Raw genomic sequence first — 16,974 nt, forward strand, 5'->3', positions numbered from 1 at the left:
GGTGAGCAACCCCGTGCTGACACTGTCCGTCGGGCAGATCCGGCGCCGGCCCGCGGCGTTCGCCGGGCTGGGCGCGGCGCTGTTCCTCGCGACGGCGGCGGTGACGCTGTTCGGCTCGCTGGTCGCCGCGCAGCTGACGGCCCCCGCGTCGGTGGCGCGGGCACCGGTGGCCGGGCCGGGCGTAACGGTGATCGCTGCGGCGTTCGGCGAGATCGCTGTGCTGGTCGCGATGTTCGTCGTGGTCAACGCGCTCGGCTTCACCCTGCGCCAGCAGCACCGCGACCTGGCCCTGCTGCGCACCGTCGCGGCGACGCCCCGTCAGGTACGGCGGGTGGTGCGCGCCCAGGTGGTGGCGACCGTCCTGTCGGCCTCCGTCCCGGGCTGCGCGGCGGGTTTCCTCGCCGCCCACGCCTTCCTCGACGCCCTGCAGCGGCGCGGGATGGCCCCGCCCGGTCTGCGGATACCCGGGACACCGGTGCCGATGCTGGTCGCACTCACGGTGGCGCTGCTGGTCGGGCTGGCGGCCACCGCCGCCGCGGCACGGCGGATCACCCGGCCGGCACCGGCCGTCGCCCTGATCGAGGGGACGGGAGGGCCGCGGCGCACGGGGGTGCTGCGGCTGGTCGCCGGTGCGGCGGTGCTGGCGGGCGGTGCGCTGCTGCTGCGGCTGGCCGCGACCAGGCCGGCCGGGGAGCTGGACAAGGCGGGGCAGGCCGCCCTGCTCGGTTCGGTGGTGCTGCTGGTGGCGGTCGCCCTGCTGGGGCCGGTGGCGGCCCGGGTATTGGCCGCCGTGCTCGGCGCGCCGGTCCGGGTGCTCGTGCCGCGGGCCGGCTGGCTGGCCGACGCCAACCTGCGCGGCTACGCGGCCAGACTCTCCTCGGCGGTGGTCCCGGTCGCGCTGCTGGTCGGGCTTTCCGGCACGATGTTGATCATGACCAGCACCGCCGAGCGCGTGGCCCGGGCGACCGGCGCCGCCACCAGCGTCACCAAGGCGAGCGACATCTGGCTGCGCCAGGCGGAGCTCGGCCTGCTGGTCTGCTTCGCGGCGGTCTCCACGGTCAACACCCTGGCCGCGCTGACCGCCGACCGGCGCCGCGAGTTCGCGCTGCTGCGCCTGGTCGGGGCGACGCGGCGGCAGCTGCTGCGGATGCTCTCCGTGGAGGCGCTCCTGACCACGGCGATCGGCGTGCTGCTCGGCGGGGCGGTGGCGGCCGCGGCCTCGGGGGCGTTCAGCTGGGCCGTGCGGGGGTCGGTGGTGCCCGTGGTGCCGGGGGCGGGGTGCGCCTGGGTGGTGCTGGGCGCGGCCGTCCTGACGGTTCCCGGGATCGTCGGCACGGGGCTGTGGGCGAGCGGCCGATCGGCGGTGGAGTCGGTGGGCGGGGACCGGGGGTGAGTGGGCGGGGGCCGGGCCTGAGATGACGGGGCTCGGGCGAGGGCAGGGGCGCGCGGGGGTCCGGTCGCGCCTGGTGGATGCTGAGGGTCGGTCGGCGGGTGTGCGCCGAGGCGGACGTTGGTGAGGTGGACGGGCGATGCGGTGGACGGTGCTGACGCGGGGCGCGGCCGAGCGGCGGCGGTTCCCGGCGGTGCGGGGTGGCGAGGTGGCGTTCGCCGTCCTCGGGCTGCCGCTCGGGGTGCTCGGCAGCGTCTACGCGGTCGCCGTCCTCTACGCGGGGGCGCTGCTCTCGCTCACCGTACTGGGCCTGCCGTTCGTGGTGGCCGCACTGCTCGGGGCGCGGCGGATCGGCCGGTTGCACCGGTGGCTGGTCGGGCGGCTGCTCGACGAGACGGTGACAGAGCCCCCGCCGCTGTCGCGCCCACCCGGGGTGTTCGCCCGGGGTCGGGCGGTGCTGACCGATCCGGTGGCCTGGAGGGTGCTGCTCTACCTCCTCCTAAGGCTGCCCGTCGGGGTGCTCGGCTTCGTGGCCGCCATCGGGCTGCCGCTCGGCGCCCTCTGGCTGCTGGGCTTCCCGCTCTGGGTGCGGCTGCTGGAACAGGGCCCGAGACCGGTCGGCTGGTCGGACGTGGCCGCGATCCCGATCGGCCTTGCCCTGCTGGCCGTCGTACCCGCTGTACTGCGGGCCCTGAGTCGGGCGAACCGGGCCCTCGCCCGGACCCTGCTCGGCCCGGTGCGCTCGCAGCAGCGGGTGCGCGAGCTGGAGAACGCCCGGGCCACGTTGCTGGCCGAGAACACCGGACGGCTGCGGCGCCTGGAACGCGACCTGCACGACGGCACCCAGGCTCAGCTGGTCGCGCTCGCCATCACCCTCTCGCTGGCCGACGACGCCCTCGACGGCCCGGGCGAGCCCGACCTCGGGCGGCTGCGCACCCTGGTCGACCGGGCCCGCGGGCAGACCGACGACACCATCGCGGGCCTGCGCCGGCTGACCCGCGGCATCCACCCGGTGGCGCTGGACGGCGGGCTGACCGAGGCACTGCCCGGGCTCACCTCCACCTCGCCGGTGCCGGTCACCGTCCGGCTGGACCTCCGGGAGCGGCCGGAGGAGGTGATCGAGCGGGCCGTCTACTTCTGCGCCGCCGAACTGCTCACCAACGTGGCCAAGCACAGCGGCGCGCGGTCGGCCGAACTGACGGCGAGCGCCGCCGACGGGAGGGTCCGGCTGACCGTACGCGACGACGGGCGCGGCGGAGCCGCGATCGGCGCGGGCACCGGGCTGGCGGGTCTGGCCGAGCGGCTCGCGGCGGTGGACGGGGTGCTGCGGGTGGACAGTCCGCCGGGCGGGCCGACGGTGGTCAGCGCCGAGCTACCGGGCAGGCTGTGACGGACGGACGGACGGCGGGGGTGCTCGGTCGGCGGGGGCGATGCGTCGGTCATGAGCCTCGCGCCCTGCCCGACCGCCCTGCCCGGCCGCCCTCGCGGCTTCTGCCCGGCTCAGGACGCGCCGCTCTCCGCGAGGTAGGCGAGCACGGCCTTGACCCGCCGGTTGTCGGCGTCGGTCGCGGGCAGCTCGAACTTGGCGAACACGGCGGCCACGTGCTTCTCCACCGCCCGCTCCGACACCACGAGCTGCGCCGCGATCGAGCGGTTGGAGTGGCCCTGCGCCATCAGTTCCAGCACCTCCCGCTCGCGCGGGGTGAGCGCGTCCACCAGGCTGCGCCGTCGGCCGCCGATCAACCCGTTGACGATCTCCGGGTCGAGCGCGGTGCCTCCCGTGGCGACCCGGTGCAGCGCGTCCACGAACTGGGAGGTGCGGGCCACCCGTTCCTTGAGCAGGTAGCCGATGCCGGCGGCGCCGTCAGCCAGCAGCCGGGCGGCCCAGACGGTCTCGACGTGCTGGGAGAAGACCAGGATCCCGACTTCCGGCATCGCGGCGCGGATCTCGACGGCTGCCCGGATCCCCTCGTCGGTGTGGGTGGGCGGCATCCGGATGTCCACCACGGCCACGTCGGGCCGGTGCTCGGCGACGGCGGAGACCAGCTCGGGCGCCGTACCCGCGGTGGCGACCACCTCGCAGTCGCGCGCGGTGAGGAGTTCGACCATCCCGTCCCGGAGGATCACCGAGTCCTCGGCGAGGACGACGCGGAGCTGCTTGTCTGTCATGTCGCCATTATCCCGGGCGGTTGGCAGCGGCGGCAGCCGACCCCGGGAAAGTCTTCAGTCCAGACTGGACAGTTCAGACTGATGAAAGTACCGTGGAACCGTGACCGAGAAGCGAACCGCCCGTCCCGCTGCCGCCGGCTCCGCTGCCCCCGCCGGCTCCGCGGCGCTGGCCGCCCGCGAGCTGCGCGCCGTCTTCAGCCGACTGCGCCGCACCCTCCGGGAGGCGAGCGACATCAGCGACCTCACCCCCTCCCAGACCGCCGTGCTCAGTCGGCTGATCAGCGACGGCCCGGCCTCCGCCAGCGCGCTGGCTGCCGCCGAGCGGGTCCGCCCGCAGTCCATGGCCGCCACTCTCGCCGCGCTCGAACAGCACGGCCTGGTCGGTCGCCGCCCCGACCCCGACGACGGGCGCCGCCAGCTGGTCAGCCTCACCGAGGCGGGTCTGGCCCGGATCGCGGACAGCCGTCAGGCGCGCGAGGAATGGCTGGGCCGGGCGATGGAGGAGCAGTACAGCGAGGCCGAACGCGCCACCCTGCTGGACGCGCTGGCCCTTCTCGACCGGCTGAACCGGCGATGACCGGCCCGGCTGCCCGGCCTACCCGGCTCGACCGCCTGCGGGCAACCCGCCTCCGAGCCTCCGACCTCCGGCCTGACCGCCTCCGGCCTGACCGCCTCCGGCTCGACCGCCGGCGCGCAGGCCGCCTCCGGACCGGACGCCGACAGCCCGCCGCGGACGGCGGGTTCGACCGACGGCTCATCGCCCCGATGGTGCTCGGCTCGGTGCTCAACCCGGTCAACTCCTCGATGATCGCGGTGGCGCTGGTGCCGGTGGGTGCGGCCTTCGGCGCACCGCCCGCCGAGACCGCCTGGCTGGTCACCGGGCTCTACCTCGCCACCGCCGTCGGTCAGCCGGCGATCGGACGGCTGGTGGACAAACACGGGCCGCGCCGCCTCTACCTCGCCGGAACGGCCCTGGTCGGCCTGGCGGGGCTGCTCGGCGCGCTCGCCCCGACGCTCGGGCTGCTGATCGTCGCCCGGGTCCTGCTCGGGATCGGCACCTCGGCGGCGTACCCGGCGGCGATGCACCTCACCCGCAGCGAGGCCGAGCGGACCGGCCGGTCCAGCCCCACCGGGGTACTGACCGTGCTCGCCGTCGCCAACCAGACCGTCGCGGTCGTCGGCCCGACCCTCGGCGGACTGCTGATCGGCGCGGGCGGCTGGCGGACGGTCTTCGCCGTCAACGTCCCGCTCTCACTGGTCTGTCTACTGCTCGGGGCAGCCCGCCTGCCGACCGCCGTACGACAGCGCCGGCCTGGCGGGCCCGACCGCCTCGACCACGCCGGGATCGCGCTGTTCGCGGTCCTGTTGCTCTCGCTGATGCTGTTCCTGATGAATCCCCGCCCGGCGTTCTGGTACCTGCCGGTGCTGGCCGTCCTGGCGGCGGTCGCCCTCGCCGTCCGCGAGGCGCGGGCCCGCACCCCCTTCATCGACCTGCGGGCGCTCGCCCGCAACCGGCCGCTGGTCGCCACGTACCTGCGCCAACTCCTCGGCTACACCGCCATCTACGCCTTCCTCTACGGCTACACCCAGTGGCTGGAGGAGGGGCGCGGCCTGTCCGCCGCCGGCGCCGGGCTGGTCCTGCTGCCGCTCTCGCTCGCCGCCCTCGCCGTCTCCGGTCTCACCGGCCGCAGTCCGGCCGTCCGCGGCAAGCTGCTGGTCGGCTCCGCCTGCCAGGTGGCCGCCTGCGCCGGCCTGTTGCTGGTGCACGCCGACAGTCCGGCCGTCCTGTTGATCGCGGTCGGTGTGGTGGCGGGCATCCCGCAGGGCCTGATCGGGCTCGGCACCCAGACCGCCCTCTACCACCAGGCCGACCCGGCGGCCATCGCCTCCGCGGCCGGGCTGCTGCGCACCTTCATGTACCTCGGCGCGATGGCCGCCTCCGCCGCGAACGCCGCCTTCTTCCCGCACGGCGCCACCACGGGTGGGCTGCACCGGCTCGCGTTGTTCATGCTCGGCGGCGCGGCCCTGCTGTTCCTCGTCACCCTGCCGGACCGCTCGCTCCGCCGGGTGAATTCCACTGCCGGTAGCCCAGATTGACGATGATTCAGTGACCTGGCCCGGGAATCGTGCGCCGTCACGGTGGCGCCCCTCGTCAGCGCTGGTCGGGGTGGCCGGTGAGGACCGTGGTGAAGACCGGCTCGCCGTGCTGATGGCCGGTCACGGTGGTGGTGAGGGCGTCCCGGTCCCCGGCGGGCGTGTGCCGCGCGGTGATGATGGTGGGCGCGTCGTGCTCGGCGTACCGGTGGAAGGTGGTGGCCGCGGCGGTCGGCGTGACGGTGACGGGGCTGGTCAGCGCGTTGGTCGCCTGGCGGGCCGCCTCGATCAGGACCATGCCGGGGATGTGGTCGTTGGCGTGGTCGAAGAGGATCGGGTGCCAGAAGTCGGGGGTGAGGTACCAGGTGTCCGGTGCGTCGGCCGGGGTCAGGACGACGTCGCACGGGCGGAGCCGGCCGACCCGGGCCGGCGGGAGCGGCTCGCCGTTCGTGCCGGGCACCGGCAGTGCAGTGGCGTCGTGGCGTCCCCGGCGGAGCCGTCGGTAGGTCGAGTCCGGGACGGTGGTGAAACGGGCGTACCCGGTGGCGGCCAGGTGCGAGCCGCGCCGGACGACCGTGCTGAGCGTGAAGTCGACCGTGCTCCGGGTACGGCGCGGCCGGGCGACGAGCCGTGCCTCGATCGTGAGGTCGGTGGGCGTCGTGTCGATCAGCAGGCGGCCCGGGTGGGTGGAGTAGTCGAGGTTCCACATCATGAACTTGTGGTCGAGCGGGACGCCGAACCGGGTGTGGGCGAGGTAGAGACCGGCCTGGCGGATCGTTTCCGCAGCCTGGATCGGGTCGTGCCGCGTGCCGTCCGTGGTGCTGAAGAAGGTGTGCGCCCGGGGCCATTGCGCGGAGACCGCGAAGGTGGTCTCGTCCAGCCACTCGCTGCCGGTCAGGAAGACCTCGGCGTGGCAGGCCCGGTGGACGTACTCCTTGGCGACGGTGCTGGTCAGACGGGGTGCCGGGGCGGCTATGAGGGTCTGGTCGGAACCGGCTCCGAGGTCCTCGGCGACGACGGGTGCGGCGTCGAGCGCGGTGTCGAGCGCAGTGTCGAGCGCGGTGTCGAGGGGGGTGGCGGACGTGCGGAAGGCAAGCAGGGTCATCGGGAGCGCTCCGAAGGGCCGTGACGGGCGGGGTGGGGTGCTCAGGGCTCGTAAGATACGTACCTGCCGGTTTGCTTTTCAAGGCGGCGGGGCGAATCTTCGTCAGCGGCCAAGTGTGGCCGTTCGGTCACTCCCGCAGGGGCCGGAAAGCCTCGTGCGGGTTGCGGCGGATCGGTGGATCTTCCTTGACCTGCGCTGATTTACTCACCCGCCCCTGGCGGTCCCCCTGTCGCGAGGGGGCTCCGCGGGGCGGCGGCAGTGGCAAGTGGGAGCCGCCGATCCGGTTCGGTGGCTTTCCGTAGAGGGCTTCGGTCACCCGGGCGACTCGTACCGTCCACGCGGTTTTCCCTCGCTCGAAGACCGCTCTATGTGGCTTGGAACGGCGAGATCCCCGCCGTACCCGACGGGTAAGATACGGGGTGTTTGGTTTTGTTTGCCGAGCGTTGCGGGCGGGTGGTTGCGGTGGTGCGGCAGGAGCGGGCGGTCCGGACGCGGCGGTTGATCCTGGAGGCAGCGGCGTCGGTCTTCGATGAGCACGGGTACGACGGGGCGACGATCGGGGAGGTCGTGGCCCGCGCGGGGGTGACCCGCGGCGCGGTGTACTTCCACTTCGCCTCGAAGCGGGAGCTCGCCCAGGGGGTCGTGGAGGAGCAGTTCGGCCAGGACGAGATGCCCGAACGCCACTGCAAGCTCCAGGAGTTCGTGGACCTCGGGATGGTGGTCGCCCATCTCATGCCGCGTGATCCGCTGCTGAGCGCGGGCGCGCGGCTCTCCCTCGGCCACGACGTGTTCGGCGACGTCAGCGGCGGTGCCGCGCCCGGGTGGATCCAGCGGGCCGAGAGTGTGCTGGCGGCGGCCGGCGAGCGCGGCGAGCTGCTGCCGCAGGTGGTGCCCGCCGAGACCGCGTGGCTGGTGACCGGTGCCTGGACGGGTGTGCAGATCCAGTCCCAGAAGATGTCCGCCCGGGCGGACCTGGAGCGCCGGATCGCCGTGCTGTACCAGCACCTGATGCCGAGCATCGCCATGCCCGGAGTGCTGGCCACGCTCGACCTCGGGACGGACCGCGGCGCCCGGGTGGCGGCCGAGCTGGAAGCGGCGCGGAAGCCCGCCGACCGTCCCGCCGCTCCGCTCCCGGACGACTTCTCCACCCGGGAACAAACAGCGCGTACGGTTTCCCGCTGACAAACCGCCCGTCCTGTTTCTGGATGGGCGCGGGTGTTCGACCGCTCGTCGTCAGTCGGTCTTCACCTCGGTGTTCTGGCAGGCGTGCAGCAGCCACCGTCCGTCGTCCTGCTTGGTCATGACGTAGAGCGGGGCGCCCTCGGAGTCGCCGTCCGCTGCGTGGTAGACCTGGCGCACCTTGACGGCGGCCACGTCGGGGCGCAGGAATCGGATGTGTACCGGCTCGTAGGTGACCTCGCCGTCCCAGGTCGCGGCGGGCAGGACGGCACGGGTGAACTCGGCGATGGCGTCGAGGCCGATGAGTACCTTGCCGTGGGCGGTGGTCCAGAGGGCCTGCGGGTGGAACAGTGCGAGGAAGGCGTCGGGGTCCTTGGCGCGTTGGGTGCGCTCGACGGCTGCCACGACCTGTTCGATGGCTCGGACGTCTGCGGCTTCGGTGCTCGCGGCTTCAGGGGTCACAGCTTCGGTGGGCACGGCTTCGGTGCTGGCTGCTTCGGTGTTCATGCGGATCACTCTGGTACCTCAAGTCAGCTTGAGGTCAAGTCCCTGGGAGGTCGGGGTGGACCGCAGGGTCAGGTAGTCGCCGAGGCGGGCGGCGGCGGTGAGCATGGCGAGACCCCGGGCCGTGAGGCGCTGCTGCCAGCCGTCGAGGGCGGCGGCGAGTTCGTCGGTGCCGCCCGCCGAGCGGATCTGCCGGACCACGGCGGCGATGTGGTGCAGCAGGTAGCCGCCCCGCCGGAGCAGGTGGGTGAGTTCGGCGTCGCGGACGTCGGCCGGGAGGTAGACGCGGTGGCCGGTGGCACGATCGCGGGAGGGGGTGAGGACGTCGGCGGTCTCCCAGGTCCGCAGGGTCGCGGGGGTGACGCCGAGCCGGTGCGCGAGGTCGCCGATGGTGAGCGGGCCGGACGGTGTCGGTCGGTCCGGTGCGGTGGAGCGTGGAGCCGGGTGTGTGGTGATCGGTGCGGCGGTGAGGTGGCCGACGGCCTCCCGGACGGTGGCCAAGGTCTCCCGGTCGCGCAGCAGTTGGGCGTGGCCGCGGTCGAGGGCGGTCAGGGCCTCGTCGATGCGGTCCGCGTGGACGGCGGTCATGACCGGGCCGGCGGTCGGGTGTCCGTACGCCGTGACGAGGGCGAGGAAGGCGCGCAGGGCGGCCGCGTGCAGCTCGGTGTAGATCCGGTAGCCGGTGGGGGTGCGGGCGGCGGGCGGGAGGCAGCCGTCGCGCTCGTAGTTGCGGACGGCCTGGGTCGAGATGCCGTGCTCGCGGGCGAGGTCGGAGGGGCGCATGGTCGTCTTCCGTTCGGGCCCGTTTGAGACTTCGCGCGGCCGTGCTGCGGGTAATCGGCGGGCTGCTTCAGACAAAGTCTCAACCGATCTTTCAAGGATACGCTTGAGGTCCATGAGTCAGGACATTCACGACTTCGTCACCCCGTCGTGCGAGCTGCTGGGGCTCGGTGAGCCCACGCACCAGGAGCCGGCCTTCGGGTGGGTCCGCAACGAACTGTTCGCCCGGCTGGTCGACCGGGGTTTCCGGTCGATCGCCCTGGAAACCGACCGCGTGGCCGCGCTCGCCGTGGACGACTACGTCCGGGCGGGCACGGGCACCCTGGAGGCGGTGCTGCGCGAGGGCTTCTCGCACGGCTTCGGGGAGCACGACGCCAATCGCGAACTCGTCGCCTGGATGAGCGAGTTCAACCGGAACCGGCCGCCCGGTGAGCGGCTGTCCTTCCATGGCTTCGACGCCCCGACCGAGAACTACAGCGCCCCCAGCCCGCGCCGCTACCTCGAGTACGCCCGCGACTACCTGCGACCCGACACTCACACCGACACCGACACCGACACCGACACCGACACCGACACCGACACCGACACCGGCATCGACATCGCCGGCCCGGCCGGCGAGGACGAGCGCTGGAGCCGGGCCGAGGCGGTGCTGGACCCAGCGCAGTCGCCCGGTGCCGACGCCGAGGCCGGGAGGCTGCGGTGCATCGCCGACGACCTGCTCGTCCGGCTCCACGCGCGGGCACCCGAGTCGATCGCGGCGACCTCCCGGGAGGAGTGGTTCCGGGCCCGGACGTGGCTGACCGCGGGCATCGGGCTGCTGCGCTACCACGCGCAGTCGGCGGTCCGAGGCCTCAGCCCGAGCGACCGGTTGAGCGGCTTGATCGGCCTGCGGGACGCACTCATGGCGCAGAACCTCCTCGACATCCGCGAGCTCGAGGCGCGGCGCGGGCCGACGTTGGTCTTCTCGCACAACCAGCACCTGCAGCGGAACCCGAGCGCCTGGGCACTGGGGGAGCTGGACTGCGGGTGGAACAGTGCCGGTCGCATCGTCGGCGCGCTGCTGGGCGAGCGGTACGCCTTCATCGCCGGGAGCCTGGGGCGCAGCGAGACGATCGGGCTGGGCGAACCGGCGCCGGACACGTACGAGGCGGCCCTGCAACGCCCCGGCACCGCCTGGGAGTTGAGGAAGGCGGAGTTGCCGGCCGCAGGTCGTACGCGCACCGACACCACGCCGCAGCAGGGCTACTTCCCGCTCGACCGGGAGGTCCTGGACGGCGCGGCCGCGCTCCTGCACATCGCTGACGGCGCGGCGGCAGCGGCGGCGTCGGCGGGACCGGAAGCCCGACCGGAAGCCCGACCTCAAGCCTGACGGGCGGCGGCCGGGCCCGGGTAGGCCGTCCGCAGGTGGGACAGCAGGGCGGCGGTCGCCGGCTCGGCCGGCCGCTCGCCCGGCCAGGCCAGGGCGATCCGCACCAGCGGAACGGGGTCGACCAGCGGGCGGACCCGCAGTCCGGCGACGGCACCCGGGTGCGGCAGGACGGCGACGCCCAGTCCGTGCGCGGCGAGCTCGGCCAGCTGGGGCGGTGCGGCGGCCTCGACGCCGACCGCCGCGCTCGCCCCGGCCGTGGCCAGGGCGCGCTCCAGCGCGGTGCGCATGCCGGTGCCGGGCGGGGTGCTCACCAGCGCGTGCCCGGCCAGGGCGGCGACCGGGAGCGCGGAGACCGGGTGGAGCGCGCCGTCCCGGGCGTCGCCGCGGGCGTCGTCCCGGTCGGCAGCCTCCGTGGTGCCGACCGGGGCGGCCGGGGAGAGCGGGGAGACCGGGGCGGCCGCGAGTGGGTGGTGCTCGGGGCAGGCCGCGACCAGCGGGACCTCCAGCACGGTGTGCAGGGCGAGCCCGGCCAGGGTGGTCCAGCCGTCGTCGCTCTCGCGGCCGCTCGCGGCGGTGGGCAGGCCGATCACGGCGAGGTCCAGCCGTCCGTCGCGCAGGGCGGCGAGCATCCCCGCGGTGGTGTCCTCGGCCAGCGAGAAGTCGATGCCGGGGTGCTCCTGGCGGAACGCGGCGAGCGTGGTGGCCAGCCCCGGGAAGGTGCCCAGCTCGGACGGCGGGGTCAGCGCCGCCCCGGCGACCATGCCCAGGCGCACGTGACCGCGCCGCAGCCCGCCGAACTCCTGCGCCGTCCGCCGGGCCGCCGCGGCGGAGGCGAGCGCCGCCCGGGCGTGCGGCAGCACCGCCTCACCGGCTGGGGTGAGGCGCACGGTGCGGCCCGAGCGGTCGAGCAGCCGGTGGCCCAGCTCGCGCTCCAGCTGCCGGATCTGGGAGCTGACGCCGGGCTGGGTCAGGTGCAGCAGCTGCGCGGCCCGGGTGAAGCTGCCGTGCTGGGCGACGGTGACGAAGTACTGGAGCTGCCGCAGTTCCATAACTGCTGATCATAGGCGGCAGAACTTCCTGCTCTTGGACAGGTGTACGGTTCCAGCCGCAGGCTGAACGCATGGAAACCGTGCCGCAGAACCAGGACACCGGGCAGCTCCAGTGGCTCCGCGAGCAGATCGCGGCCGAGCGCCGCGAACTCGCCGAGGTGTTCGCCGCCTTCACCGGAGAGCAGTGGAACGCGCCGTCACTGTGCGGGGGCTGGCGGGTCCGCGAGGTCGCCGCACACATGAGCACCGGCTTCCGGCACTCCACGGCGCGTACGGTCCTCGAGCTCGCCCGTTCCGGCGGCAACATCCACCGCATGGCCGACCGGATCGCCCGCCGCGACGCCGCCGCGCTGACGGAACGCGAACTCGTCGCCGCCATGGCCGACCACGCCGGCCATCCCTGGCGCCCGCCCGTCGGCGGCCGGATCGCGGCCCTCGCGCACGACGCCGTCCACGGCCTCGACATCACCGTCGCGCTCGGCCTGCCGCCCCGGCTGCCGGTGGCGCGCACGACAGCTCTGCTGTCCGGGGTCTCCCCCCGCACCCTGCGGTTCTTCGGGGCGCGGGTGGACGGGGTCCGGCTGGAGGCGACGGACACCGACTGGTCGTACGGGCGGGGCCCGCTCACCGTCGAGGGGCGCGCGGAGCACCTGCTGCTGGTGGCCTACGGGCGCCGGGTGCCGGAGGGGCTGCTGGCGGGGCGGGGCGCGGGGCGGTTCGCCCGGGGCGGGTGAGTTTGAGCGCGCGGCGGCCGTCCTGCGAGGTGCGGGAGGCCGTGCCTACGATCGGAAGAAGCCCTTCCGGATGGTGGCGAGACGGAAGCCAGGTCGCCGATGCCCCCGAGGTCCGTCGAGAGGTCCGAGCAGTGGCCGCCGTACGTGCGGGTCGCGCCGTGGTTGTTGATCGTCGGCGGGCTGGTGTGGAACTCGCTGGATCCGAAGGACTACTGGGGTGATCCGCTGCTGGCGGCGGCCGCCGTACTGGCGGGCGCACTGCTGTCGCTGCGGGACACCGTGGCGGTCGGGGTGGCCAACGTGGCCGGGATCCTGGTGCTGTCCACCCAGGACGCGTCGATCGGGACGGGGGACGGCTACCTGGAGCTGGCGAACACGGCCTTCGCCGCGCTGCTCGGGGTCGGGGTGAACCGCGTGGTGGCCCGGCACGGGCGGCGGCTGGAGCGGGTGCGGTCGGTCGCGGAGGCGGCGCAGCGGGCGGTGCTGCCGGAGCCGCCGGGGCGGGTGGGTGCACTGTCGGTCGCGGCCTGTTACCGGGCCGCCCACGACGAGGCGCTGATCGGCGGGGACGCGTACGCGCTGCAGGTCACTCCGTACGGCGTGCGCGCGCTGATCGCGGACGTGCGGGGCAAGGGGCTGCACGCGGTGGGGGCGGTCTCGGTGCTGCTGGGCGCCTTCCGGGAGGAGTCGCACCGGGTGCCGGACCTGGCGGCGCTCGCGGACGCGCTGGAGGAATCGCTGCTCCGGGAGGCCGACCAGCTGAGCGAGGAGCTGCGGCTGGAGGGGTTCATCACGGCGCTGCTGGTGGAGTTCCCGCCGGGGGAGGGGGCGGTGCGCCTCCTGGACTGCGGGCACCCCGGCCCGTACCTGCTGAGCCCCGGCCCGCGGGTGCCGGGCTCCGGACCGTACGTGCCGGGCTCCGGACCGTACGTGCCGGGCTCCGGACCGTACGTGCCGGGCTCGGGACCGTACCCGCGGAGCGGTGAGCCGGAGGTGCGGCGGTTGGACGCGGCCGACCCGGGGCTGCCGCTCGGGATGGGCGTGCTGGGGATCGCGCGGCCCGCGCCGGAGAGCCGGCCGTTCCCGCCCGGGTACACGCTGCTGCTGGTGACCGACGGGGTGACCGAGGCCCGGGGTGAGGCGGGGGAGTTCTACGACCCGGTGCTCGGGCTCGCCCCGCTGGGACCGTTCGCCGGGCCGGAGGAGGTGCTGGACGCGCTGGTGGCCGATGTGGAGCGGTGGGTCGGCGGGCCGCGGGACGACGATATGGCGGTGCTCGCGATCACCCGCCGGGCGGCTGAGGCGGATGAGAGACGAATCCCGGCTTAGTTCGACGGCCACCGTCGGTCACGCCGATATCACGATGAGGTGACGGTGCGGTAGCAGTCCACGGGATCCGGCCAAATTGCGCAGCGCCGTCCGGTGGCCGGAAAGAATACGTCCGGATACCGGACGGCGAAATGGACCGGGGTCTCCGCCGCTGTCGCAGGCGCCCCTCGGGCCGTGCCGCCTAGGCCGACCGGCGGTTCGGGCGGCGCGGTCGGTCCATAACCGGCCGTAAGAAAGGCGCAAGGGGTGGCCGGGGGAGTGGCGGGATCATGCCGACCTTCGGTTCGTCCGGAAACGGACGCGGTGCTTGCCCTGAATCGAAGGGCTGACCGAAAGTCGAACCGATGAATGAGAAGCCTCACCCCCGCCAGGCCCGTCTGCTCGGCCACCGCGACTTCCGGCTCCTGCTGACCGGAGCCGCGGCAGCCCAGACGGGCAGTCAGGTCACCCTGGTCGCACTGCCCCTGGTGGCGGTGGTGGTGCTGGACGCCACTCCGTTCGAGGTGGGTCTGCTGACCGCCGCCGAGACCGCGGCCTTCCTGCTGGTCGGTCTGCCGGCCGGCGCCTGGCTGGACCGGATGCGCAAACTGCCGGTGCTGATCCGCGCGGACATCGTGCGCTGCCTGGCCGTGGGGTCGATCCCGCCCGCGGCGGCGCTCGGGGTGCTGACCATGCCGCAGCTCTACCTGGTGGCGCTGGTCACCGGGGTGGCGACGGTGTTCTTCGACGTCGCCCACCAGTCCTTCCTGCCCGCCGTCCTGCCGCGCGAGCAACTGGTCGGCGGAAACGGGGCGTTGGAGACGGTCCGCTCCTCGGCGCAGATCGCCGGGCCCGGGCTCGGCGGCGGACTGGTCCAGTTGCTCGGCGCGCCGCTCGCCATCGTCGCCGACGCCTGCGGCTACCTGGCGTCCGCGCTGCTGCTCGCCCGGATCCGGGTCGAGGAGCCGCGGCCGGAGCCGGAGCCCGGGCGTTCGCTGCGCGCCGAGGTGGGGGAGGGCGTCCGGTTCGTGCTCGGGCACCCGCTGCTGCGGGCGATCGCGACCGCCACCGCCGTGTCCAACCTGTTCGCCGCCGTCCTGATGGCCGTGCAGACGGTCTTCTGGGTGCGGGTGCTCGACCTGCCGCCGGGAGCGATCGGCGTGCTGCTGTCGACCTCCGCCATCGGTGGGCTGGCAGGTGCGCTGTGCGCCGGGTACCTGGCGCGCCGGGTCGGACAGGCTCGGCTGATCTGGCTGTCCACGGTGGTGACGGCGCCGTTCGCGGTGCTGTGGCCGCTGTCCGGCGGCGACGCGGGCGTGGTGCTGTTCGGCCTCGCCTCCGGGGTGGTGCTGTTCGGCGCGGTCGTCTACAACGTCGCCCAGGTCAGCTTCCGACAGAGCGTCTGCCCGCCCGAACTGCTCGGCCGGATGAACGCCACCATGCGCTTCCTGGTGTGGGGCACGATGCCGATCGGCGCGCTGGGCGGCGGGATCGTCGCCGACGCCGCCGGGCCGCGCACCGCGCTCTGGCTCTGCGCGATCGGGTTCCTGCTCGTGCCGGTGCCGCTGCTGCTGTCGCCGCTGCGACGGATGCGTGAGCTGCCGAGCGGCGCCGCGCCGGCTACGGCAGCAGCGCCCGCCACCGGAGAGCCCGCCGCCGACGAGGAGCCTGCCACCGCCGAGGAGCCCGCCACCGCGGAGGAGCCCGCCGCCGAGACGGCGGCCGCGAGCACCACCACCCGCTGACCGACCCCAGACCTGCCGAGCCGCGACCGGAAACCGGAGACCGTTCCCGTGCACGCCAGCATCACCGCCGCCTACCTCGCCCGGTACCGCTCCGCCGCCGCCGACTCCCCGGTGGAGCTGCTCCCGCTGACCGGCGCCCAGCGGCGCTTCCTGATCACCCGCCGACTCGCGCCCCAGAGCCGCTCCGACGTCGTCCCGCTGGTCTTCGCCTACCCGCGCGGCACCCTCGACCGGGACCGGCTGGCCCGCTCCGCCGCCGCGGTCGCCGCCCGCCACCCGGCGCTGTGCGGTGGCTTCGCCACCTTGCGTGGCACGCCCGTCCTGCGGGTCGGCGGCCCCTCCGTCGAGACCACCCGGATCGCCGTCGCCCCCGGCGGGACGGCCCGCGAGGCACTGCGCGGAGCCCTGCTGGACTGGCCCCTCGACGGGCCTGCGCTGCGCCTGCTGATCGCCCAGGACCCGGACGGCGAGGAGGAACTGCTCGCCGTCGCGCTGGACCACGCGGCCTGCGACGAGCAGTCCATCGGCGTGCTGATCGCCGAACTGAGCCAGGTGTACGAGTCGGACGACACGCACGAGACGGACGACAGGCACGAGACGGACGAACCGTCGGCCGCCGGGCCCGGTCCGCAGGCGCTGGCCGACTACCGGCAGGCCGTGGAACTCCAGCTGGCCGCCGAGGACGCCGCCGGCGGGCCCGCCGCACAGGCCCACTGGGGACGCCGGCTCGGCGGCCTCAGCGGGGCGGGCGGCGGCGCGGCCACCGCCACCGGGATGCTCACCGAGCGGCTGCCCGCCGCCGAGGGTGCCGCCCGCAGCGCCGTCTTCCCCGCCCTGCTGGACGCCGTCGGGGTCGCCGCGCACCGGCTGCACCGGGCGCCGGGGTCCCTCCGGCCGGAGGCTGGGGGAGGTCCGCTCGCGCTCGGCTACCCGTGGGGCGGCCGGCCGCCCGGTGCGCCCACCGCACTCGGCTGCTTCCTCAACACCCTGGTGCACCCCGCCACTTCGGAGGCCACGAGCGACCTGGACGCACTCGCCGACGCATGGTGGGACGACCTGGACCACGCCGACACCCCGTTCGACGAGGTGATCCGCGCCGCCCGCACCGCCGGCGCTCCGTGGTCGGGCGCCCTGGACGCCATGCTCACCCTGGAGGACCTGCACCGCCGCCCACCGCTCGTGCTCGGCGGCACGCCCGGCAGAGAGACCCACCTCGCCGGACGGCCGCTCGCGGCCCCGCTCGCCGTCTCCGCCTCGCACGGCGACGACCTGCTGGTCCGGCTGGCCTGGGACAGCGACCGCTTCCCCGAGGCCGACGCCCACGCCGCCTTCGGCGACCTGCTCGCCGTGCTACGGCACCACCTGCACGCCCGGGCGGGGCTGGACGCCCACGCCTGAGCATCCGTGCCCGCACCTCGTCACCTGAACAGGACCGTCTCACAGGGGACGTGATCCTTCCTGTGTCCGCGCCCGCGCCCCAGCCCGCGGCCTGAACTCCCGCGCCGGATCCGCCTCACCGCGATCCACCGCGATCCACCGTGATCCACC

Annotated in this window: 15 protein-coding genes; 10 read left to right on the forward strand and 5 right to left on the reverse strand. The window is 74.5% G+C overall.

Features of this window, described 5'->3' with window-relative positions:
* Position 1: 1 nt before the first annotated feature.
* Together ACZ3TI_RS07460 and ACZ3TI_RS07465 are read left to right on the forward strand one after the other, a co-directional pair.
* Positions 2–1,393 (forward strand): FtsX-like permease family protein, encoded by a 1,392-nt coding sequence (locus ACZ3TI_RS07460; protein WP_465724410.1) that lies wholly within the window; start codon positions 2–4, stop codon positions 1,391–1,393.
* 136 nt (positions 1,394–1,529) lie between these two features.
* Entirely contained in the window at positions 1,530–2,780 is a 1,251-nt protein-coding gene (locus tag ACZ3TI_RS07465) for a sensor histidine kinase (protein WP_465724412.1), read from the forward strand.
* A gap of 110 nt (positions 2,781–2,890) precedes the next feature.
* On the opposite strand, the gene ACZ3TI_RS07470 is transcribed toward ACZ3TI_RS07465, so the two are convergent.
* Positions 2,891–3,559, reverse strand: coding sequence for a LuxR C-terminal-related transcriptional regulator (locus ACZ3TI_RS07470; protein ID WP_465724414.1), 669 nt, complete (start codon positions 3,557–3,559; stop codon positions 2,891–2,893).
* Between the two features lie 100 nt (positions 3,560–3,659).
* Between ACZ3TI_RS07470 and ACZ3TI_RS07475 the strand changes: the two genes are divergently transcribed.
* Together ACZ3TI_RS07475 and ACZ3TI_RS07480 are read left to right on the forward strand one after the other, a co-directional pair.
* Positions 3,660–4,136: a MarR family winged helix-turn-helix transcriptional regulator gene (locus ACZ3TI_RS07475; protein ID WP_465724416.1), complete on the forward strand. Its 477-nt coding sequence runs from the start codon at positions 3,660–3,662 to the stop codon at positions 4,134–4,136.
* A gap of 188 nt (positions 4,137–4,324) precedes the next feature.
* Complete coding sequence (locus ACZ3TI_RS07480; protein ID WP_465724418.1) at positions 4,325–5,656, forward strand: MFS transporter; 1,332 nt, start codon at positions 4,325–4,327, stop codon at positions 5,654–5,656.
* A gap of 55 nt (positions 5,657–5,711) precedes the next feature.
* Here the strand turns inward: ACZ3TI_RS07480 and ACZ3TI_RS07485 are convergent, their stop codons facing one another.
* The gene (locus ACZ3TI_RS07485) at positions 5,712–6,758 is read right to left on the reverse strand and encodes a ScbA/BarX family gamma-butyrolactone biosynthesis protein (RefSeq protein WP_465724420.1); all 1,047 of its coding nucleotides are present in this window, start codon (positions 6,756–6,758) and stop codon (positions 5,712–5,714) included.
* 462 nt (positions 6,759–7,220) lie between these two features.
* Here ACZ3TI_RS07485 and ACZ3TI_RS07490 point away from each other — a divergent pair, with 462 nt between their 5' ends.
* The gene (locus ACZ3TI_RS07490; RefSeq protein WP_465724422.1) at positions 7,221–7,940 is read left to right on the forward strand and encodes a ScbR family autoregulator-binding transcription factor; all 720 of its coding nucleotides are present in this window, start codon (positions 7,221–7,223) and stop codon (positions 7,938–7,940) included.
* Between the two features lie 51 nt (positions 7,941–7,991).
* Here the strand turns inward: ACZ3TI_RS07490 and ACZ3TI_RS07495 are convergent, their stop codons facing one another.
* On the reverse strand, positions 7,992–8,444 hold the full coding sequence (locus ACZ3TI_RS07495; RefSeq protein WP_465724424.1) for an SgcJ/EcaC family oxidoreductase: 453 nt from the start codon (positions 8,442–8,444) through the stop codon (positions 7,992–7,994).
* An 18-nt stretch (positions 8,445–8,462) separates the two neighbouring features.
* Entirely contained in the window at positions 8,463–9,224 is a 762-nt protein-coding gene (locus ACZ3TI_RS07500; protein ID WP_465724426.1) for a TioE family transcriptional regulator, read from the reverse strand.
* A gap of 112 nt (positions 9,225–9,336) precedes the next feature.
* Between ACZ3TI_RS07500 and ACZ3TI_RS07505 the strand changes: the two genes are divergently transcribed.
* Positions 9,337–10,590, forward strand: coding sequence for an erythromycin esterase family protein (locus tag ACZ3TI_RS07505; protein WP_465724428.1), 1,254 nt, complete (start codon positions 9,337–9,339; stop codon positions 10,588–10,590).
* Here ACZ3TI_RS07505 and ACZ3TI_RS07510 read toward each other — a convergent pair.
* Complete coding sequence (locus ACZ3TI_RS07510; protein ID WP_465724430.1) at positions 10,581–11,639, reverse strand: LysR family transcriptional regulator; 1,059 nt, start codon at positions 11,637–11,639, stop codon at positions 10,581–10,583. The two genes, ACZ3TI_RS07505 and ACZ3TI_RS07510, sit on opposite strands and share 10 nt — an antisense overlap.
* Before the next feature lie 71 nt (positions 11,640–11,710).
* Between ACZ3TI_RS07510 and ACZ3TI_RS07515 the strand changes: the two genes are divergently transcribed.
* The 4 genes from ACZ3TI_RS07515 (at position 11,711) to ACZ3TI_RS07530 (ending at position 16,824) form a co-directional block, all read left to right on the forward strand.
* Positions 11,711–12,373, forward strand: a complete 663-nt coding sequence (locus ACZ3TI_RS07515; protein WP_465724432.1) for a maleylpyruvate isomerase family mycothiol-dependent enzyme — start codon at positions 11,711–11,713, stop codon at positions 12,371–12,373.
* 99 nt (positions 12,374–12,472) lie between these two features.
* The gene (locus ACZ3TI_RS07520) at positions 12,473–13,702 is read left to right on the forward strand and encodes a PP2C family protein-serine/threonine phosphatase (RefSeq protein ID WP_465724434.1); all 1,230 of its coding nucleotides are present in this window, start codon (positions 12,473–12,475) and stop codon (positions 13,700–13,702) included.
* A gap of 344 nt (positions 13,703–14,046) precedes the next feature.
* The gene (locus ACZ3TI_RS07525; protein WP_465724436.1) at positions 14,047–15,426 is read left to right on the forward strand and encodes an MFS transporter; all 1,380 of its coding nucleotides are present in this window, start codon (positions 14,047–14,049) and stop codon (positions 15,424–15,426) included.
* A 48-nt stretch (positions 15,427–15,474) separates the two neighbouring features.
* Entirely contained in the window at positions 15,475–16,824 is a 1,350-nt protein-coding gene (locus tag ACZ3TI_RS07530) for a condensation domain-containing protein (RefSeq protein ID WP_465724438.1), read from the forward strand.
* Positions 16,825–16,974 lie beyond the last annotated feature (150 nt).

The organism is Kitasatospora sp. NPDC023120 (genome assembly GCF_055560835.1).